The 19,447-nt window shown below is 65.5% G+C and carries 17 protein-coding genes and 1 riboswitch; of the genes, 12 read left to right on the forward strand and 5 right to left on the reverse strand.

Annotation, left to right across the window (positions count from 1 at the left end):
• Positions 1-10: 10 nt before the first annotated feature.
• The gene (locus tag ACQR3T_RS20180) at positions 11-286 is read right to left on the reverse strand and encodes an Lrp/AsnC family transcriptional regulator (RefSeq protein WP_037177439.1); all 276 of its coding nucleotides are present in this window, start codon (positions 284-286) and stop codon (positions 11-13) included.
• 122 nt (positions 287-408) lie between these two features.
• Complete coding sequence (locus ACQR3T_RS20185) at positions 409-2,124, reverse strand: DEDD exonuclease domain-containing protein (protein WP_094610236.1); 1,716 nt, start codon at positions 2,122-2,124, stop codon at positions 409-411.
• A gap of 568 nt (positions 2,125-2,692) precedes the next feature.
• Positions 2,693-2,855: riboswitch (cyclic di-AMP (ydaO/yuaA leader) on the forward strand.
• 16 nt (positions 2,856-2,871) lie between these two features.
• Between ACQR3T_RS20185 and ACQR3T_RS20190 the strand changes: the two genes are divergently transcribed.
• From ACQR3T_RS20190 to ACQR3T_RS20205, 4 genes are all read left to right on the forward strand, one after another.
• Positions 2,872-3,426, forward strand: coding sequence for a C40 family peptidase (locus tag ACQR3T_RS20190; RefSeq protein WP_032379066.1), 555 nt, complete (start codon positions 2,872-2,874; stop codon positions 3,424-3,426).
• 308 nt (positions 3,427-3,734) lie between these two features.
• Complete coding sequence (locus ACQR3T_RS20195; protein WP_428694721.1) at positions 3,735-4,790, forward strand: NlpC/P60 family protein; 1,056 nt, start codon at positions 3,735-3,737, stop codon at positions 4,788-4,790.
• A 30-nt stretch (positions 4,791-4,820) separates the two neighbouring features.
• Positions 4,821-6,194: a hypothetical protein gene (locus ACQR3T_RS20200; RefSeq protein ID WP_428694628.1), complete on the forward strand. Its 1,374-nt coding sequence runs from the start codon at positions 4,821-4,823 to the stop codon at positions 6,192-6,194.
• A 23-nt stretch (positions 6,195-6,217) separates the two neighbouring features.
• Positions 6,218-7,342: a glycosyltransferase family 4 protein gene (locus tag ACQR3T_RS20205; RefSeq protein ID WP_032403934.1), complete on the forward strand. Its 1,125-nt coding sequence runs from the start codon at positions 6,218-6,220 to the stop codon at positions 7,340-7,342.
• Positions 7,343-7,367: 25 nt separating this feature from the next.
• Here ACQR3T_RS20205 and ACQR3T_RS20210 read toward each other — a convergent pair whose 3' ends face one another.
• Positions 7,368-9,176 (reverse strand): AMP-dependent synthetase/ligase, encoded by a 1,809-nt coding sequence (locus ACQR3T_RS20210; RefSeq protein ID WP_428694629.1) that lies wholly within the window; start codon positions 9,174-9,176, stop codon positions 7,368-7,370.
• Positions 9,177-9,379: 203 nt separating this feature from the next.
• Between ACQR3T_RS20210 and ACQR3T_RS20215 the strand changes: the two genes are divergently transcribed.
• The 6 genes from ACQR3T_RS20215 to ACQR3T_RS20240 all read left to right on the forward strand — a co-directional run bounded on the left by ACQR3T_RS20215 (position 9,380) and on the right by ACQR3T_RS20240 (position 14,087).
• Entirely contained in the window at positions 9,380-9,772 is a 393-nt protein-coding gene (locus ACQR3T_RS20215) for a hypothetical protein (protein WP_032379061.1), read from the forward strand.
• Between the two features lie 134 nt (positions 9,773-9,906).
• Positions 9,907-10,341 (forward strand): SRPBCC family protein, encoded by a 435-nt coding sequence (locus ACQR3T_RS20220; RefSeq protein ID WP_428694630.1) that lies wholly within the window; start codon positions 9,907-9,909, stop codon positions 10,339-10,341.
• A 32-nt stretch (positions 10,342-10,373) separates the two neighbouring features.
• Positions 10,374-11,615, forward strand: a complete 1,242-nt coding sequence (locus ACQR3T_RS20225) for an ArsA family ATPase (protein WP_428694722.1) — start codon at positions 10,374-10,376, stop codon at positions 11,613-11,615.
• A gap of 73 nt (positions 11,616-11,688) precedes the next feature.
• A complete protein-coding gene (locus ACQR3T_RS20230; RefSeq protein WP_094620010.1) occupies positions 11,689-12,141 on the forward strand; it encodes a hypothetical protein in 453 nt (150 codons plus the stop codon).
• Positions 12,142-12,205: 64 nt separating this feature from the next.
• Entirely contained in the window at positions 12,206-13,180 is a 975-nt protein-coding gene (locus tag ACQR3T_RS20235) for an ROK family protein (protein ID WP_032404044.1), read from the forward strand.
• A 178-nt stretch (positions 13,181-13,358) separates the two neighbouring features.
• Positions 13,359-14,087, forward strand: a complete 729-nt coding sequence (locus ACQR3T_RS20240; protein ID WP_032379058.1) for a lysophospholipid acyltransferase family protein — start codon at positions 13,359-13,361, stop codon at positions 14,085-14,087.
• Between the two features lie 5 nt (positions 14,088-14,092).
• Here ACQR3T_RS20240 and ACQR3T_RS20245 read toward each other — a convergent pair whose 3' ends face one another.
• A complete protein-coding gene (locus tag ACQR3T_RS20245; protein ID WP_428694631.1) occupies positions 14,093-15,388 on the reverse strand; it encodes a glycosyltransferase 87 family protein in 1,296 nt (431 codons plus the stop codon).
• An 80-nt stretch (positions 15,389-15,468) separates the two neighbouring features.
• Between ACQR3T_RS20245 and ACQR3T_RS20250 the strand changes: the two genes are divergently transcribed.
• Together ACQR3T_RS20250 and ACQR3T_RS20255 are read left to right on the forward strand one after the other, a co-directional pair.
• On the forward strand, positions 15,469-15,960 hold the full coding sequence (locus tag ACQR3T_RS20250) for a polyadenylate-specific 3'-exoribonuclease AS (RefSeq protein ID WP_032379547.1): 492 nt from the start codon (positions 15,469-15,471) through the stop codon (positions 15,958-15,960).
• A gap of 45 nt (positions 15,961-16,005) precedes the next feature.
• Positions 16,006-17,391: a class II 3-deoxy-7-phosphoheptulonate synthase gene (locus ACQR3T_RS20255; RefSeq protein ID WP_032379057.1), complete on the forward strand. Its 1,386-nt coding sequence runs from the start codon at positions 16,006-16,008 to the stop codon at positions 17,389-17,391.
• Between the two features lie 19 nt (positions 17,392-17,410).
• Here ACQR3T_RS20255 and pknB read toward each other — a convergent pair whose 3' ends face one another.
• Entirely contained in the window at positions 17,411-19,393 is a 1,983-nt protein-coding gene (gene pknB / locus ACQR3T_RS20260) for a Stk1 family PASTA domain-containing Ser/Thr kinase (protein ID WP_428694723.1), read from the reverse strand.
• Between the last annotated feature and the right edge of the window lie 54 nt (positions 19,394-19,447).

Raw genomic sequence — 19,447 nt, forward strand, 5'->3', positions numbered from 1 at the left:
GACCTGCGCCCTACTCGCCGATCGAGAACCCTGCATCGACGTCGGCGCTCGAATACGACTGGAACGCAATGTGAGTCGTGGTGCTCCGAACGCCACGCACACGATTGATGTGTTTGGTGACGACGTCGGCGATCGAGGCATGGTCGCGCACTTTGACGATGGCGATCAGATCGACATCCCCAGCGCACGAATAGACCTCCGTCACACCATCGACATCGGCAACGGCCTGCGCCGCCTCCGGAATCAAATCGGCCTCGGCGTCGATCAAGACGATGGCATTGATCATCTCTGCTCCTCATGCATCTCGAGCCCGATGTACGACGAGCTCCCACCCAACCCTAGTTCCACCGGTCTCTCCGCGGGCTCCACTTCTGCACTACCGGTCGTTCCGCGGGCTCCACTCCTGCACTACCGGTCGTTCCGCGGGCTCCACTCCTGCCGCGCGGCTTCTCTCGCCGTTCGGCACCAGTCCTCCCACGAACCCGCAGCGCGAGCCGGGCTGCAGTAACCGCTGCTGGTGCGCACGATGCGAACCCCATCGGTGCGTAGCCAGGATGCGATGAGGCCGACCTCTTCCGGCGGCGCACCCCGAAGCGGCGTCGGATCGGGCATCACTGTCTCGGCGGACGCGGTGATGGCATCGACGACGGGCATCGGGTGCACTCCGCGGGGAGCGACCGCAGCACCGGCCAGACGGCCGAATCGCACCACGATCAACTCCCATCCTCCGTCCGCGGTCCGCCGCGCGGCCACGAGTTCCGCGATGGCGGCCACGGCCGCCGACCGATGCATCCGGCGTAGCGCCTCCACGGTGATCGCGATCCGGTCGCGCAGGCGCGCGGCAGTCTCGTAGAGCTCCCTGTCCGCAAGTTCGGCGACTCGCCGGCGCATGGAATAGAGGATCGCGTCGTCCTGGCCACACACGAGCGCAAGAAACTGCGCCGGTGCGCCGGAGTACTCGTCGGCCGTCATCGGCCCGGAGAGCGCAGCTGGGCAGCCGCCGACGTCGGTTGCCGGGCAGTCGTCACCGTGCCGAACCGAACGAGCCAGCCGGCGGGTGCACGTGCGCAGACGGCAGAACTCCGCCACGAGCGCCGAAGCCTCTGCGGCGTCACCGCGAACCGAGAACGGTCCGAGACTGTTGGGCGTCGGCGTCCGGACTATCGACAGTCGTGGGAACGCCTCGTCGGTGAGGGTGATCCACCAGCCCTTCTTGGGAAACTTCGAGCGACGGTTGTACGGCGGGATGTGCGCCGAGAGCAGGCGCAGCTCTCTGACACCGGCTTCGAGTGCGTGCGCGCACTCGACGTGGTCGACACGCGTGGCCAGGGAGACCATCTCTTTCATCCGGCCCCTGGTCTCGGACCCGGTGAAATAGTTGCGTACTCGGCGCTTGAGGTTGTTAGAGGTGCCGACGTACAAGACCTCATCGGACGGGCCGCGGAAGAGATAGACGCCGGGCGTGCCGGGCAGGTGAGCGGCCAGCCCGCGTTTGGCGCGCTGGCCGGCCGACACCGCCGGAAGGTAGTCGACCAACTCGGCATAACTGTGAACGCCCTGATTGCCCACTCGTTCGATGAGGCCGTGCAGAACGTCGACCGTTGCACGGGCGTCGTCGAGTGCCCGGTGAGTCGGCCGGGTGCCGGATCGGAACAGTGTGGACAGCGCGGAGAGTTTGACCGAGGGGGCCTCGTCGCGAGTGAGTACCCGACGAGCCAGCTTGACGGTGCACAACACCTGGAACCGGGGCCACGCTATGTCGAGACGACTGGCGGCGGCCTTGAGGAAACCGGTGTCGAAGCCCGCGTTGTGGGCCACCAGCACCGAGCCGCGGGCGAACTCGAGGAAACCGGGTAGCACTCGTTCTATCCGAGGCGCGCCGATCAGCATCGCCGACGTGATTCCGGTGAGTTCGACGATGTACGGGGGAATGGACCTGCCCGGATCGACGAGGGTGGCGAATTCGCCGAGAATTTCGCCTCCGCGAACCTTGACCGCACCGATCTCGGTGATGGCCTCCGTGTCTGCGCTGCCGCCGGTGGTTTCGAGGTCGACGACGACGAACGTGGTCTCGTGCAGTGGGGTGTCCAGTTCGTCGAACGTCAGCTGGATGGGCAGGCTCACCGGGACGACGGTAGGTCCAACCTCCGACAAGAACGCGCATGGCGGCGTCGTCGGTGACCGTGTCGTCGCGCCCGGACCGTGAAGTGTCACGAAACCTGTCGGTGGCGCGCGCTACCTTTCGCTCGATCGGCTGATTCGGCCGCCTGAAACAGCAAAGAGACAAGGATCACAATGATCGTCGACTGCAGTGACTGCCTGGTCCGTGACATCGCCTGCGCGGACTGCGTCGTGACGGTGCTTCTGGGGCCGCCGGGAATGCCATCGAGGTCGGACGGACGGTGGGTCGGACCACCCTCGCCGATAACGCTCGAGCAGGAGGAACTGGGTGCGATGGGGGTGCTCGCGGATGTCGGTCTCGTCCCTACGCTCAAGCTCGTGACGAACGCGGACGTGACCGCCGAAGTTCCGTCGTTACCGACTCGTGACGCACCGGGGGATCAGCGCGCTGGTTAGCGAAATTCGGGTCGAATTCGGTTGCGTCGGCGCGTTGGGGTCGACACAGGGGTATGCCATTTCGTAACCTTCCTGAGACCTTGCGGAGTCTCGCCAGTCCAAACCGGAGTGGCGTCGCAAGTCACCGCCTAATCGATCACTCGCGAGAGTGTTCGTACCGGGAACCCGATATCTACTGGGGTGAATCCCGCTGAGCCACCCACGGTGGCCGGTGGGTAGGGCTGCTCTTCCCAGCCCGAACCCGTCAGCTAACTCGGTCGGCGGACGATAGGAAGAAACGGAGCACCATCTTTCGTGGCGTCACAACTTTCCAACCGATCATTGCGGCGAGTTCTCGTAGCCGGAGCGCTCACGGCAGGCGTGGTCATTCTTCCCGCTGCACCCGCGATGGCGGCCCCCCTCACCATCCCCGGCGTCGGAACCTTCGAGATTCCCGACATCCCGGGCCTCCCTCCCCTCAACATTCCGGGTATCCCCGCACCGGGTGCGCCGCTGGCTCCCCAGGTCACGCCCGCAGCGAAGGCCGTTCAGGCTGCTGAGTCCAAGATCGGCGCTCCGTACGTGTACGGCGCCTCGGGTCCGGATTCGTTCGACTGCTCGGGTCTGATCCAGTGGGCGTACAAGCAGGCTGGCCTCAGCCTGCCGCGCACGAGCTACGACCAGGCAGCCGCGGGCACTCCGGTCTCGCGTGACAGCCTGATGCCCGGCGACGTCGTCTCGTTCTACGGCGGCTCGCACTCGGGTATGTACATCGGCGACGGCAACGTCGTGCACGCATCCACGTCCGGCGTGCCGGTCAAGGTTGCTCCCGTGGACTCGATGCCGTTCGACGGTGCTCGTCGTTACTGATTCGAGCCGCAGACGTTTCTGTGATCGACCGACAGGGTCGAGCCGTACCCCGGCTCGACCCTGTCGTCGTCTCCGGCCACGGCATGCGACACGCCGGTCCGGTGGACAGCGGCCGCCCCAGTTCGTAATCTGATCGAGACCTGGTCGATGTTTACTTTGTGACCTGTCACCGACGAACCCCATCGATTTCAGACGGTGTTCACCTCCGCGCCCGCAAGAGCATGGGTATGGTTCGTTTCCGGCTGCTAATCCAACCGTCGCCTCGTGTAGGCGACAGATGTAAGGACGGAGAGTCGCTTTTCGTGGCGATATCGAGATCGAACCGAGTGTGGCGGCTGGCCCGTAACTCGGTGGTTGCTGTCGCGTTGGCCGCAAGCATCGCCGTAGTGCCGACGCAGACTGCGATCGCTCAACCGGGATTCGACTCGGCGTCCGACGCCCAGACCAAGCTTGCGGAGCTCTCCCGAGATTCCGAGCAGACGAACGAATCTCTGCACAACGCTCAGATCGACCTCGATGCCAAGACTGCGCAGCAACTCGATGCCCAGGCCGCCGTCGATCGGAGCCGCGCCGCTCTCGACGCAGCGCAGGCGCAGTTGACTCGGCTCAAGCCGGCCATGGACAAGGTAGCCAACGTCAACTATCAGGGCGCGCGTACCAACCGCCTCTTCGCTGTCATGGTCAGCGACTCACCTCAGCAACTGCTCGACCAGATGTCGGCTCTCGATGTGATCTCGGCCGAGACCGCCGGCCAGGTCGCCCAATTCCAGCAGGCGAGTTCGGATGCCGCAGCGGCCGAACAGGCGGCAACAACGGCCGCGGACCAAGCTCGTGTCGCGGCCGAGCAGGCCAAGGCGGTCAGTGACGATCTCCAGGCCAAGCAGAGCGAACTGCAGGGCCAGATAGCCGAGGTGATGGCCGCCTACAGCGCGTTGTCGTCGTCCGAGCAGCTCTCTCTCGCTGGATCGGCATTGCCCGACGGTTTCGATCCCACGACGATTCTGCAGAATCTGACGCCAGGGTCGGGTACCAGCGCGTTGCAAGCCGGTCTGACGCAGATCGGTAAGCCGTACGTCTGGGGTGGAACAGGTCCGGACGGCTTCGATTGCTCGGGACTGGTGGTGTGGGCGTACAAGCAGGTGGGAAAGACGCTCCCTCGGTCGAGTCAGGCTCAGGCCGAAGGCGGTACCCCGGTGGATCAGAAAGATCTGCAGCCGGGAGATGTGGTGCTGTTCTATCCGGACGCCTCGCACGTCGGTATCTATGCAGGTAACGGCAACGTGTTGCACGCGTCGACGTTCGGGGTCCCCGTCAAGGTGCAGTCGATGGCGTCGTTCCCGTACTACGGGGCGCGTCGATACTGAGGTGTGCCTCGACGATCGACGCCTGCGCGTATGAGCGGGCCTAGCCAGCCCGCGGGGATCCGCCTCCTGGTCCGATCGGCGCGGCTTCGATGGACAGCACTTGTTCTCGTTGCTGCAGTAGCGCTCTCGGTGGTCGTCTTTCACAACGTCTACAGCACCGACGGTGAATCCCGAGCTGCGTCGACCGACACGTCCGTCGGCCAGGCCCCGCCGACCTACGATCAGCAGCGCCGCGCCGATGTGACCGTCCTTCTCGACCGATGGGCCGACGCAGTTCGCGCTGGAGACGTCGACGGTCTGCGGGCATTGATGGATCCGCGGGCCGATCCTGATTTCGTCGAGACGCAGGTACGTAGGGCCGCGTCGGTTCCGGGCGTACCGTTCTCCGAATTCGGCTACGTCCTGGGCGACGACCCGGAAACACCGGTTCCTCCTTCGATTGCAGAGCCACTCGACGCCACCGACATCTGGGCACCGCCGGTGTATCTGCGCTACGCCGTGGCGGGGCCGGACGCGTCGCCGACGAGTCGGCCGGTCTCGCTCGTCGTAGCCGAGCGGGACGGTCGATGGCGGCTCGTCGACGATGCGGACCTGCCCGAGTATCGACGCCACACCTGGCGTGTGCCGTGGGACTTCGGATCGTTGACGACACGATCGGTTCCCACAACTTCGGGGACATCGGTGGTCATGGGGCATCCGGACCGGGAGCAGTTCGTCGATGCCCTGGCAGCCGAGCTCCCGTCGGCAATCGATGCCGTCACCGACTTCTGGGGAGACGACTGGGCGCGGGACGGTCTGGTATTCGTTGCATCCTCCGCCGAGGAGTTCGCCGAGCTGACCGGATCCGATCCGTCGACGGACGTGGCTGCGGTGACCGTGTCCGACGCGGTGGCAGGGGACGGTTCGCGTCCGACCGGCCAGCGGGTGGTGTTCGGTCCCGATGCCGCGGCCCGATTGACGCCGTTCACCGTTCGCTCGGTTCTGCGGCACGAGTTGACCCATGTGGCGGCCAGGGCGCGGACGGCGGACGGTACGGCGTTGTGGCTGGCGGAGGGGTTCGCCGACTACTCCGGGTACCGCAATTCCGGTGCCGATTTTTCGCAGCTCGCTCCTACCCTCGCCGCGATCGTGGCGTCGGGTGGACCGCCGACGGTGCTGCCGAAGGACGAGGATTTCGGTGCCGGAGGGGCGCGGTCGAGTGTGGCCTACGAGTCGGCGTGGTCGGTGTTCGCGTTCGTGGCCGATCGGTTCGGCGAGCCGACGCTGCGCAGGCTGTACGAGGCGTTGGCGGCTGGACCCGCCTCGGACGGCTCCACCGATGCCGCCTTCACGTCGGTACTGGGATTGGACCGCACCCAGTTCGTCGCCTCGTGGGGCAACTGGGTGGCTGATCGGGCGCGCTGACCTCGAGCGCTACGGTTGACGCCATGCGTCGTACTCTTCTCGTGACGAACGACTTTCCGCCTCGCCCGGGTGGAATCCAGTCCTACCTGCACAGTTTCGCCTCGCAACTACCCGCAGACGAGCTCGTGGTCTATGCACCGCGGTGGCGCGGTGACTCGCACGAGAAGTTCGATGCCAAGCAGCCGTTCGAGGTGATCCGGCATCCGACGACCCTGATGCTGCCGACTCCGCTCGTGGCGCGCCGGGCAGCTCGAATCCTGAAGTCGCATCGGTGCGACTCGGTGTGGTTCGGGGCGTCGGCTCCGTTGGCCGTGATGTCGTCGCACCTGCGCAAGGCTGGGGCAGAGCGCATCGTGGCCAGTACGCACGGTCACGAGGTCGGTTGGTCGATGGTGCCGGGCGGGCGGGCGACCCTACGCACGATCGGCGAGAACACCGATGTGGTGACCTACGTCAGCAAGTACACCCGGGGTCGGTTCAGCTCGGCGTTCGGTCGGACCGCAGCCCTCGAGCACCTGCCGCCCGGTGTCGATACGGATCGTTTCGTCCCCGACGACGCCGCGCGAGCGGAACTTCGCGCGCGCTACGGCCTCGGCGACCGACCCACCGTTCTGTGTCTCTCGCGGCTCGTACCCCGTAAGGGACAGGACTTCCTGATCCGAGCGCTCCCGGGAATTCGGCGAGCCGTCGACGGTGCCGTTCTGGTGATCGTCGGAGGAGGGCCGTACGAGAAGACTCTGCGCGAGCTCGTTCGATCCACCGGAATGGAGCAGCACGTGGTGTTCACCGGCACGGTGCCGTCCGCGGAGCTCGCCGCCCACCACACCATCGCCGACGTGTTCGCCATGCCGAGCCGCACCCGTGGCGCGGGTCTCGACGTGGAGGGTCTCGGAATCGTCTACCTCGAAGCGTCTTCCTGCGGTGTGCCCGTCGTAGCCGGAACGTCCGGCGGTGCGCCGGAAGCTGTGCAGCACAACAAGACCGGGCTCGTGGTCGACGGAACGTCGGTCTCGTGCATCACCGATGCGATCGTACGAATCCTGTCCGATCGCGCGCTGGCAACACAGATGGGCAACGCTGGCCGCGCATGGGTCGACGCCGAGTGGCGTTGGGACGTGCTGACGGAGAAGTTGCGATCGTTGATCTAGCGTCCGTAGTTCGAGGCCGTTGGCCTCACCGGGCGTAGATGGATTCGATCTCGTCGGCGTACGCCTTGGTGATGACGTTGCGCTTGAGCTTCATCGTCGGGGTCAGCTCGCCGCTTTCCTCCGAGAAATCATGGGGGAGCAGTCGGTATTTCTTGATGGACTCCGCGTGCGAGACGGACTTGTTGGCGTCGGCGACGGCAGCATCGATCTCGGCGACGAGATCGGGGTCCTTCTGCAGATCCGCCGCCGTGGCGTCGGTGGCCTTGCCGTGCGCGGACTTCCACCGATCGAACGCCTCCGGGTCGAGAGTGATGAGCGCCCCGATGAACGGTTTCTGATCGCCTACGACAACAGCCTGGCTGATCAGAGCGCCCGCACGAAGTCGGTCCTCCAAACCGGCAGGCGAGACGTTCTTGCCGCCGGCCGTGACGATCAATTCCTTCTTGCGACCCGAAATCGTGATGTACCCGTCGTCGTCGACGCTGCCGAGATCTCCAGTGCGGAACCACCCGTCGTCCAGTGACTCGGCGGTTGCCTCCTCGTTGCGCCAGTAACCGTCGAACACCACCGGCCCGCGTAGTTGAATTTCTCCGTCTTCGGCGATGCGAACGGTGTTGCCGGGCAACGGACGTCCGACACTGCCCACGCGTTGGAAGCCGATGGTGTTGACGGCGAAGGCAGCGGTGGTTTCGGTCAGCCCGTAGCCCTCGTAGATCGTCACGCCGATGCCTCGGTAGAAGTGGCCGAGCCGGCTACCGAGTGGAGCGCCACCGGAGATGGCCAGTTCGCATTTGCCTCCGAGCGCCGCACGCAGCTTGCCGTAGACCAACTTGTCGAACACGGTGTGCTTGGCGCGCAACACGATTCCCGGCCCGCCGGTGTCCTGCGCCTCGCTCCATTCCACCGCGCATTCGGTGGCCAGATCGAAGATCTTGCCCTTGCCGTCGGCATGCGCCTTCTGCTTCGCGGTGTTGTAGACCTTCTCGAACACTCGCGGCACCGAGAGGATGAAGTCCGGCTGGAACGTTCCGAACGTCGCGACGAGGTTCGGGATGTCGTTGGTGTGACCGAGCGTGACCCCGGCGTCGAACGACGCGATACTCACTGCCCGTGCGAGTACATGGGCCAGCGGTAGGAACATCAGGGTGCTTCGGCCCTGCGTCATCAGGGACTTCAGCGACGTCTCGCGAATACCGAGAGACTCCGCGAGCAGATTGGCGTGGGTCAGTTGGACGCCCTTGGGGCGACCGGTGGTGCCCGAGGTGTAGATCAACGTTGCCGGATCGGACGAGCTCAATGCCGAAACCCGTCGGTGCACAGAGTCCTCGGTGACATCTGCGCCCCCGTCGATCAGTGCCTGCACCGCGTCGGCGTCGGTGTCGGCCGACTCGATCACGAACGTCCGACGCACGGACTGTGCCGCTGCCACAACATCTTTCGTTTCCTGCACGTGCGCGTCGTTCTCGAGCACGAGCAGTACCGGCTCGGCATCTTCGAGAATCCACTCGACCTGCCCGGCGGAGGATGTCTCGTAGATCGGCACGGTCACCCCGCCCGCGGCCCAGATCGCATAGTCGACGACAGACCACTCGAATCGCGTCGACGACATCAATGCAACTCGATCACCCTGTTCGATGCCTGCTGCAATCAGACCTCGCGCCACCCCGACGACCAGTCGCTCGAACTCGGCCGCGGTGACGTCGGTCCAGCTGCCGTCAGCGAGGCGGCGGAACACGACGGCATCGGGCGTGTTGCGAGCACGGAGGAAGACGGTGTCGACAGCCGAGTCGGTGTCCTCGATGGCGTACTTTGCGGCGGCTGTGTACTCGCGCACGGGATTACCTCCGGATAGAACTGGGAGAACGAAAGTCGATAGCTCGGCTTCACAGATACTCTAGACCCGGCTCGAGGACGCGTGAATGCGCCTCGAGTGGAGCCTGCCGGAACGAGCAATGAAACCTCGAGTGGAGCCTGCCGGAACGAGCAGTAAAAGAGGTGACGTGCGCGGCCTGCGACCGGATATGTGAAGCTCTGTCGATGAGCAGTATTCAAGTTGCGGACCAGACATTCGTGGCCGCCCCCGGGGAACGGGTGGCGCAGGCGTTCGCCTCACCCGAGCGGTGGCGTCGGTGGTGGCCGGATCTGAACCTGACCATCACCGAGGACCGGGGTGAGAAGGGGATCCGCTGGGCGGTGCGCGGCGGTGTGGTCGGAACGATGGAACTGTGGCTCGAGCCCGCGCTGGACGGAGTCGTCGTGCACTACTTCCTGCATGCGGAGCCCTCCGGTTCCGGCGAGATCGCGTCGCAGCAGCATGCTCGTCGGGTGGCGGGCCGCGCCATGACCTTCGAGCTCAAACGCGAGCTGGAGGCCGGTCGGTCTGCGGGTGAGGCACCGAGCCACGTAGCGTCGAGTTCAGCTCGCGATTGAACCGCGCGGTACGGTCGGCCGGTTCGCGATTGTGCGTCCGCGGATCGATCGTGTGAGATAGATCTGCCCCCAGTTCCACGGCTCAACAGCGAACGAATCGATCGAAGTACCCGAGAGGAAGCGGACGAGAAGTCATGGCGGAGAAAACCCAGAGATCGATCGTCGTCGAAGCCCCGCCGAACCAGGTCATGGACGTCATCGCCGATTTCGACGCGTACCCAACGTGGGTCTCGGCCGCGAAGTCCGTCGAGGTACTGGACGTCGATGCGGACGGACGCGGTAAGCGCGTGAAGTTCGTGCTGGACGCCGGGATGGTGAAGGACACCTACGAACTCGAGTACGACTGGGCCGCCGACGGCAGCTCCGTGTCGTGGAACCTCGTATCGGGTGAAATGCAGAAGTCGCAGAAGGGCTCGTACACGCTGCGCGAAACCGGCGGCGGCACCGACGTGACGTACGAGCTCACCGTGGACCTGAGCATCCCGATGATCGGCCTGTTCAAGCGCAAGGCAGAGAAGGTCATCACCGACACTGCACTCAAGGAATTGAAGAAGCGGGTCGAAGGCTGAGCGAAGCTCGCACCGAACCCCGCACCACGGTGATGCTGTTCCTCGGCAAAGGTGGTGCGGGGAAAACCACGCTGGCGGCGGCGTCGGGCCTGCGACTGGCGAAGGCCGGCCAGCGGGTGTTGATTGCCTCCGTGGATCAGGCACCGTCGCTCGTCGACGCGTTTTCGGACCTGCCCGACGGCGCTGTCGATGGCGAGTCCGTGGAGCTGTGCCGAGTCCGACCCGTCACGGCGGGCCTGGACATCGTCGAGATCGACACGCTGAGACTGCTCGAGGCGCGGTATCGAGGGCTCGGTTCCTTGGTGGCGATGGCGTCGGCGGGCCACGAGCACGGGGTGAGCTTCGGGGCGATAGAGCCGGAGGAGCTACTGGGCTTTCCAGGAATCGAAGAGTTGCTGGGGATGCACGAGATCTGTCGTCTGGTGGACGAAGGTCGCTGGGACACAGTGATAGTGGACATGCCTGCATCGGCCGATGCGTTGAGAACTCTGCAGTTGCCCGACACCGTGGCCGCGTATGTGGAGCGTATCTGGCCGCACCACGATCGGATGGTGGCCGGCACCGGTTCCGATGTGCGGCTCACGCTCGTGGTGGCGATGATCGAGCGAGTGCTGGCCCAGGTCGATTCGGTTCGATCGCTGATCACCGACCCTGCGCGCACCGGCGCAACCGTGGTCGTCACTGCCGAACAGCTCTCGGTCGTCGATGCCGAGCGAACACTGTCGGCCGCGGCACTGCTCGGAATCAGAATCGATCGGGTTCTCGTCAACAAGATTCTGCCGAGGCTCAACTCCTCGTCGATCGGTCTGGTCGGTGCCCATCCGGCCGTGTTCTGGTTCGAGAGCTGGCGGGCCACGCAGCTCGCCGCCGTCGCCGAGCTGCGCCTACGCATCGGCACCGTACCGATAGTGGAGGTGGAGCGAGTTCCTGGTGAACCGGTAGGGTTGGGGCCCTTGCAGGACGTGGCCGATCGCCTGGAACCGAGCCTGCTCGAACGGCGCGCGCCGGAGCGGGGTGAGCAGCCCTCCGTGGTACTCGAGTCCGGGAGCGGACTCGAATCCGTATATGCGATGAGAATGCTGCTGCCGGTAGTGGATTCGACGACCTTGGGTGTGGGGCGAGTGGAGGACGACTTGATAATCACTGCCGACGGGAGGCGACGACGCATCAGGTTGGCGTCGGTGCTTCGTCGGTGCATCGCAGACTCCGCCGAGCTCGACGGGCCCTGCCTGGTGGTGCGCTTCCGCCCGAATCCCGACGTGTGGCCACTGTGACAGAACGTGCGGCCACGGTGACAAGACGTGCGGCCACGGTGACGACTCCGCGCACTACGTTCGGGGTGCAGCGATGACCTCCGGGCATTCCGAGCTGGGGGCCGATCTGTTGGCCCTGGCCGACACCGTGCTCACTCGGCTCGACCCCATCCTGCGCCGGGTTGCAGAGACTCAGCAGGAACGTGATCAACAGGGCTGCAGTTGGTGTCCGGTATGTGCACTTGCTGCACTGGTGCGCGGCGAGCGGCACGATCTGGTCGAACTCGTGGCCTCCGAGGGCACGGTGATCATCGCGTTGCTGCGTCAACTGCTCGCCGACCACACGAACACCGGAACCGGTCACACCGCCGCGGCTCCCGCGGAAGCCTCGCCGCCAGAGCCCGGGCCGGACCCGACGTCGACCGAACCGGTCGACCTTTCGAACGTGTCGGTCGACACGAATATCCCGGGCGAACGTCGAGCGGCGTTCGTTCCGATTACCGTTCGAGTGAAGAATTCACGATCGGACACGCAGGATCGTCCGTGACGGGTGAGCGCGCGGATCGATCGGTGACAGCCGTGTGGGGGACGGCGGAGAAAGGCATCAACGAATGAAACGACACCAGCAGCGACTGACGGTCGGCATCGACGTGGGCGGGACGAGTCTGCGGGCCTCCGTCGTCGACGCCGAGGGGCAAGTGCTGGATTCGACGGCTGCTCCCACTCCGCACACCGCGCGGGCACTCGAGCGCGGGCTCGACCGTGCCGTGCAGGAGTTGGCCGGGCGACACGACATCGCCGCCGTCGGGCTCGCGGTTGCAGGATTCATCGATTCCGAGCGCACGACGGTGCGGTTCGCTCCGCATCTGCCGTGGGTGAACACCCCCGTCGCAACCGAGATGAGCAAGCGCATCGGACTGCCGGTGCTGCTCGAACACGACGCCAACTCGGCGGCGTGGGCCGAATACCGATTCGGAGCCGCATCCGGTGGTCGCAACGTGGTGATGGTGGCCATAGGTACCGGAATCGGAGCGGCGCTGCTGATCGACGGCAGGATCTACCGCGGCAGCCACGGCGTGGCACCGGAACTCGGTCACATTCAGGTGGTTCCCGACGGCCGGGCGTGCCCCTGCGGCAAGCGTGGCTGCTGGGAGCGGTACTGCAGTGGTACTGCGCTGGTGGATACCGCCGTCGAGTTTCTTGCTGCCGACCCGTCGTCGTCGACGACTCTGGCCCGTGAGGTGTTCCTCGATCCGGGCTCGTTGACAGGTCGTCGGATCGCCACTGCCGCGCAGGACGGTGATTCGATCGCGCGACGAACGATGGAGGATTTCGCGCAGTGGCTCGGGGTCGGACTGTCGATGGTCAGTGACGTGTACGACCCCGATCTCATCGTGCTGGCCGGGGGAGTGGCCACGTCGTCGAGCCAGTTTCTCGCCCGTGCGACCGACAAGTACGCGGAGCTGGTGACCGGCACCGGCCATCGACCGTTGGCTCGTATTCGGAGTACGCAACTGGGCGAAGCGGCGGGCATGATCGGGGCCGCGGAGCTGGCCCGGGCCCAGTTCGTCACCGGTGTGCGCTGACTGAATCGACCCATATCGTGTGAGCTCGGTCCCGGAGTCGCAGATGATGTGGCTGGTGTCATAAACCGTGGGTACAGTTCACTACGCGGCACGGTTCCAGGACGCACGGCCGCGGTCGATTCTCGCTCGCGGGAGCAGGCACCAAATGATTTCCGGACCATCATCAGGGAGCGCGTCAATGTGGTACTGGCTGTTCAAATTCGTCATCGTCGGGCCCCTGCTCATCGCCTTGGGTCGGCCCACGATCGAGGGTGCGGAGAACATTCCGACGCACGGTCCGGTCATTCTGGCGAGTAACCACAAAGCCGTTCTCGATTCTTTCTACCTCCCGCTGAAAACGCCGCGCCGCATCACCTTTCTCGCCAAGAGTGAATACTTCACCGGTCCCGGACTCAAAGGTGCCTTTCAGAAGTGGTTCTTCACGGCGGTGGGACAGGTGCCGATCGATCGCACCGGAGCCGACGCGGCACAAGACGCTCTCAACGCCGGTGTTCGCGTGATCGAAGCGGGCAAGGTTCTCGGCATCTACCCCGAGGGCACGCGCTCTCCCGACGGCCGGTTGTACAAGGGCAAGACCGGCATGGCGCGTCTGGCTCTGCAGACCGGAGTTCAGGTCGTACCGGTCGCGATGGTCGGTACCGAGAAGATGAACCCCATCGGTTCGCGCGTCTGGCGGCCCGCCAAGGTCACTATCCGCGTCGGGAAGCCCATCGACTTCTCACGTTTCGAGGGAATGGCAGGCAATCGGTTCGTCGAGCGTGCCGTCACCGACGAGGTGATGTACGACCTGATGCTGCTGTCCGGTCAGGAGTACGTGGACGTGTACGCCGCGTCTCTGAAGAAGGCTGCACCGGTGGAAGATTCGGCTCCCGCGGCGCGCCGCATCCCCGACTCCAAGGCCAGCTGAATCCGCTATCGCTGAACCGCAGCGGCTTCGTTCGATGTGTTCGAGCGGTCGGAGAAGCTGATCGCGGCCAGGGCAACGATCGAAGCCAGAGCCCACCACACGTAGGCGGAGGCCGCGAACTGGTCCAGCAACGGCCAGCCGAGCCCGCTCCATCGTCCCTCGCCGAGCTTCCAATGTGGCGGGTACACCATCAGCGCCAGTCCGACCGCAACCAGAGTCAGCAGCAATGCACTGCGGCGGCGATAGCCGAGGACGGCCAGCACGATGGTGAACGGGACCGCCCACACCCAGTGATGCGACCAGGATACCGGTGAGACCAGCAGGCCGAACATGGCGTTGATCGTCAGGGCCAGCGCAATCTGCCCGGCCGCGAACGCCTTTCGCATTGCGACCGCCGCTACGCCGAGTACCACCACCGACAACGCGATCCACAGGATCGACCGGGGCAGCTCGTCCAGTCCCAGGCGCGCGAGTACGCCGGTGATCGACTGGTTCGGCGGGTAGGCCGGGCCACCGATCCGGTCGGAATCGACGATGGTCTCGGTCCAGTACTTCACCGAGTCCGACCACGTCAGCGCGAAGCCGATTGCGGTGAACACGGCGAAACTCAGAACCGAGATCACAGCGGCGCGAAAGTCCTTGCGCAACAGAAAGAACAACACGAACACGGCGGGAGTGAGCTTGACGGCGGCCACGAGACCGATCAGAACCCCTCGCGGCCACGGAGTCTTCTTCGGCAGGCAGTCGAGTGCGACGAACGCCATCAGCACGATGTTGATCTGTCCGTAGTTCAGCGTCGAGGTGACCGGCTCCAGTACGAGCACCGACAACGCGAACACTGCTCCGGCAGACCACCACACGAGTGTGCGAGGACGAAGTCCGAGCGAGGTGAGGGTGACTACGACGGTGACCAGCAGCAGCAGCATGGACAGCACCGTGACCGCGATCGACGCGGCGTACAGCGACACCGACGACAACGGGCTGAAGATCGCCGCGGCGATCGGGGGATAGGTGAACGGCAGGGTCGTACCGGTCGCGATCGGCGGCAACTGCCCGTAGAGGTCCCCGCCCTCGGCGAACACCTGACCGCCGAGTCGATACACGTCCAGATCCAGCCGGTAGTGCTCGCCGATTGCCCGCAGACCCGGAAAGCCGTTGAGGTGGAAAAGGACGCCGACCGCGGCGGCGATCAGGACGACGATCCTGCTCGACACGACGGCCCATCGCGGCCACCGACGTGGCGTCGGCCCGGCCGGCTCCGATGCCTCGGCGATCGGACGGTTGGTGTCGGGCGATGTCACAACGTGGGCCTTTCGGGGCTGTTCGGATTCGGACTACCGGTACGTGGGGAGGTGTCGGGGCACGCGCTAGGGTGAGCCGCGTGCGCTACTTCTACGACACAGAGTTCATCGAGGATGGTCGCACAATCGAGTTGGTCTCGATCGGTGTGGTTTCGGAGGACGGTCGCGAATTCTATGCGGTGTCCTCCGAGTTCGATCCCGAGCGCGCAGGCCGCTGGGTTCGGCGCAACGTGCTGCCCAAGCTGCCACCGTACTCGTCACCGCTGTGGATGAGTCGGTCTCGAATCCGGGACGAACTACTCGAGTTCCTGGTGCCGCACTACGGTGCCGAGGTCGAATTGTGGGCGTGGGTGGCTGCGTACGACCACGTAGCGCTGTGTCAGCTGTGGGGTTCGATGACCGAGCTGCCCCGTTCTCTGCCGCGGTTCACCCGGGAGTTGCGCCAGCACTGGGAGGATCGAGGCAGCCCCGAGCTGCCGTCGGTTCCCGACGATGCGCACGATGCACTGGCCGATGCACGGCACAATCTGGCGAAGTTCCAGGCGATCGAGGAGTACTCGCACCGCGGGTGAACACCCGTTGTCCTGCGATGACAGTGGTGCGAATATCCTGTACCCGTGAACTGGACTGTCGACGTACCCATCGATCGCTTGCCCGACCTGCCGCCGTTGTCGCCGACGATGCGCACTCGATTGGACGATGCGTTGGCCAAGCCGGCTGCGCAGCAGCCGCAATGGGACCCCGAGCACGCAGCGGACATGCGCAAGGTGCTCGAGAGCGTTCCGCCCATCACCGTCGCCGGTGAAGTGGAGGCGTTGTCGGACAAGCTTGCCGCCGTTGCGCGCGGTGAGGCCTTCCTGCTGCAAGGCGGCGACTGTGCCGAGACGTTCGTGGACAACACCGAACCGCACATCAAGGGCAACATCCGCACGCTGTTGCAGATGGCAGTGGTGCTCACCTATGGAGCGAGCATGCCGGTGGTGAAGGTGGCGCGGATCGCCGGACAGTACGCCAAGCCACGCTCGTCGAACATCGATGCGCTCGGTCTTCAGTCGTACCGCGGCGACATGATCAACTCGCTGGTGGCCGACGAAAGCGTCCGCGGCCACGACCCGTCGCGACTGGTGCGCGCCTACGCCAACGCCAGTGCCGCGATGAACCTGGTTCGCGCACTCACCGGCGCGGGCATGGCGGATCTGCACAAGGTGCACGATTGGAACCGAGAGTTCGTCGCGCAATCGCCTGCCGGTGCGCGCTACGAGGCGCTCGCGGGTGAGATCGACCGCGGGCTGCGGTTCATGGATGCCTGCGGCGTCTCCGACCCCAACCTGCACACCGCGCAGATCTTCGCCAGCCACGAAGCGCTCGTTCTCGACTACGAGCGGGCAATGCTGCGCCTGGACAACACCGACGATCACCCCAAGCTGTACGACCTGTCGGCTCACTTCCTGTGGATCGGCGACCGCACCCGCCAGCTCGATGGGGCACACATTGCCCTGGCCGAGCTGATCTCGAACCCGATCGGTCTCAAGATCGGGCCTACGACGACCCCCGAGATGGCCGTCGAGTACGTCGAGCGCCTCGACCCGACCAACAAGCCGGGCCGTCTGACGCTGATCTCACGCATGGGCAACGGCAAGGTCCGCGACATCCTGCCTGCCATCATCGAAAAGGTGCAGGCCACCGGACATCAGGTCATCTGGCAGTGCGACCCGATGCACGGAAACACCCACGAGGCGTCGACCGGATACAAGACGCGGCACTTCGATCGCATCGTCGACGAGGTGCAGGGCTTCTTCGAGGTACACAACGGTCTCGGTACGCATCCGGGCGGAATCCATGTCGAGCTGACCGGTGACGATGTCACCGAGTGCCTCGGCGGCGCACAGGACATCTCCGATCTGGACCTCGCCGGCCGCTACGAAACGGCCTGCGACCCGCGCCTGAACACGCAGCAGAGCATCGAACTGGCCTTCCTCGTAGCCGAGATGCTCCGCGACTGAATCGGTCGCTACATCCGGCTCAGGGCAGCGAGACGACCATCACCTCGGAGCCCGGTTCCACGTGGGAACCGGCTCCGGGGCTCTGGGTGATCACCAGCGAGCCGTCCGTGTCGACCACCTGACGGACGTCGATGGTCAGGCCGAGGGCTGCGAGCGTGGTGCGCGCCGAACCGACCGAACGCCCGAGCAGCGAGGGCACGGTGACGGCGTTGGACACCTCGAGCACGGCGGTGGTTCCCGATCTGACCGTCTGCCCGGCTTCCGGCGTCGTTCCGATTGCCTTGCCGCCGTCGGTCTCGTCGTCGAACGTCTCCCGAACCTCGCCTACGGTGATTCCCACCGATTCGAGCGTTGTGCGGGCCTGGTCGACGCTCTGGCCGCGTACGTCGGGAACCTCGACCGGCGGTGCGCCTTTGCTGCGCAGTACCGTCACCGAGCTTCCGGTGGTCAGAACGGTGCCCGGTGGTGGGTCCAGTGCTGCGACCCCGCCGATGGGAGCGGTGGTACTGAAGGCCTCGCCGCCGTCGACGGGAGTGAAGGTCCGGTCTCTCAGTTGCTGTTCCATATCGGCGACGGACGCGCTCGCGTCGATCGAGGGGACGCTCGGGCTACCCAGTGACACCAGCAGAAACACTGTGTCGCCCTTGGCGATTCGTGATCCGCCGGTGGGGTCGGTGCCGATGAGAAGGTCGGTGTCCACCGAATCGGAGTAGGTTCCGCGCACCGCCGCCTCCAGCCCAGCGGCCTCGACGGCGCTGGTGGCACCGGAGGTGTCGAGCCCGTCGACCATCGGGACGGCGGTGTAACGACCCGACCCCATCCACCAGCCGCCGAAGCCGACCAGCACGGCGAGGAGGGCGACGACGAGGAGCCAGATGACGATCGCTCGACGCGAGCGCTGTCGATCCGCCTCGAAGTCCGGGAAACGGTACTGCCCTCGGCCTGTCGCAGGTGGCTCGGCGGGCGGCGCATCGTCGTCTTCCGGGGCGTACTCGACACCGCGGGAGGTCGGTGACGTCACCACTCGGGTGTGCTGCACCCCGTGTTGCGGGGGCGGGGGCGGGGAATCCTGGACCACCTGGGTGCGAGCGGACGGCGCACGATCACCGGCCACCGTCGTCGGTGCTCCTGCGGCCGCGGAGCTCAGATGCTCGGCCGACCGCTTCGGCGCGGGTACTCGGTAGTCGGGCAGCGCCAGCGCCGACGCGGCCCCGCGCAGCGCACGCGCCATGTCGTCGGCGTTGCGATACCGGTGTTCCGGGGCGCGGACGGTCGCGTGCTGGACCACCTCGTCGAATTGCGGCGGAACGCCCGCGATGAAGGTGGAGGGAAGCGGTACGTCGTTGTCGATTCGCTGATAAGCGATGGACAGCGAGGTGTCGCCGGTGAACGGGGTGCGTCCGGTCAGCAGCTCGAAGAGCACGATCCCGACGCCGTAGACATCGCTGCTCGCGGACGCCGAGCCGGTGGTGACCTGTTCGGGAGACAGGTACGCGGCGGTGCCCAGAATCACACTGCTGGACGTGACCGTGGAGGCTGCGATGGCACGCACGAGTCCGAAATCGGCGATTTTCACGTCGCCGTCGTCGCTGATCAGAATGTTCTCGGGTTTGATGTCGCGGTGCACCAATCCTGCTCGGTGGGCGACCGCGAGCGCCTCGAGAACCGGCCGAACGACGGCGACTGCCGCGTGCGGTGGCATGGGGCCACGCTCACGCAGGAGCTCGCGGAGGGTTCCGCCCTCGACGAGTTCCATGACCAGGAAGGCGTGCTCGCCGTCCCGCCCGTGGTCGTACACGGCGACGAGGCCTGGATGGCTGAGCCTGGCCACGGCCCGTGCCTCGAACTCGAATCGCTGGACGAACTGCGGATCCTCGGCGAACTTCGGATCCATTATCTTCACCGCGACCGGGCGATCGAGCCTGGTGTCGAGGCCGCGATAGACCGTCGACATACCGCCCCGTGCGATCGGTCCGTCGATACGGTATCGACGATCGAGCATCGAACCCGGTCTCACCGAACCTCCTCTCGTCGTCCACTGCTCTGGCTGCTGTGC

The sequence above is a fragment of the Rhodococcus sp. IEGM1428 genome (assembly GCF_050321865.1).
Taxonomy (GTDB): Bacteria; Actinomycetota; Actinomycetes; order Mycobacteriales; family Mycobacteriaceae; genus Rhodococcoides.

Excerpts from the sequence above, each read along its gene's own strand:
- ACQR3T_RS20180 (WP_037177439.1), bottom strand. The coding sequence starts at position 286 with ATGATCAATGCCATCGTCTTGATCGACGCCGAGGCCGATTTGATTCCG.
- ACQR3T_RS20200 (WP_428694628.1), top strand. The coding sequence starts at position 4,821 with ATGAGCGGGCCTAGCCAGCCCGCGGGGATCCGCCTCCTGGTCCGATCG.
- ACQR3T_RS20205 (WP_032403934.1), top strand. The coding sequence starts at position 6,218 with ATGCGTCGTACTCTTCTCGTGACGAACGACTTTCCGCCTCGCCCGGGT.
- ACQR3T_RS20215 (WP_032379061.1), top strand. The coding sequence starts at position 9,380 with ATGAGCAGTATTCAAGTTGCGGACCAGACATTCGTGGCCGCCCCCGGG.
- ACQR3T_RS20220 (WP_428694630.1), top strand. The coding sequence starts at position 9,907 with ATGGCGGAGAAAACCCAGAGATCGATCGTCGTCGAAGCCCCGCCGAAC.
- ACQR3T_RS20225 (WP_428694722.1), top strand. The coding sequence starts at position 10,374 with ATGCTGTTCCTCGGCAAAGGTGGTGCGGGGAAAACCACGCTGGCGGCG.
- ACQR3T_RS20230 (WP_094620010.1), top strand. The coding sequence starts at position 11,689 with ATGACCTCCGGGCATTCCGAGCTGGGGGCCGATCTGTTGGCCCTGGCC.
- ACQR3T_RS20235 (WP_032404044.1), top strand. The coding sequence starts at position 12,206 with ATGAAACGACACCAGCAGCGACTGACGGTCGGCATCGACGTGGGCGGG.
- ACQR3T_RS20240 (WP_032379058.1), top strand. The coding sequence starts at position 13,359 with ATGTGGTACTGGCTGTTCAAATTCGTCATCGTCGGGCCCCTGCTCATC.
- pknB (WP_428694723.1), bottom strand. The coding sequence starts at position 19,393 with ATGCTCGATCGTCGATACCGTATCGACGGACCGATCGCACGGGGCGGT.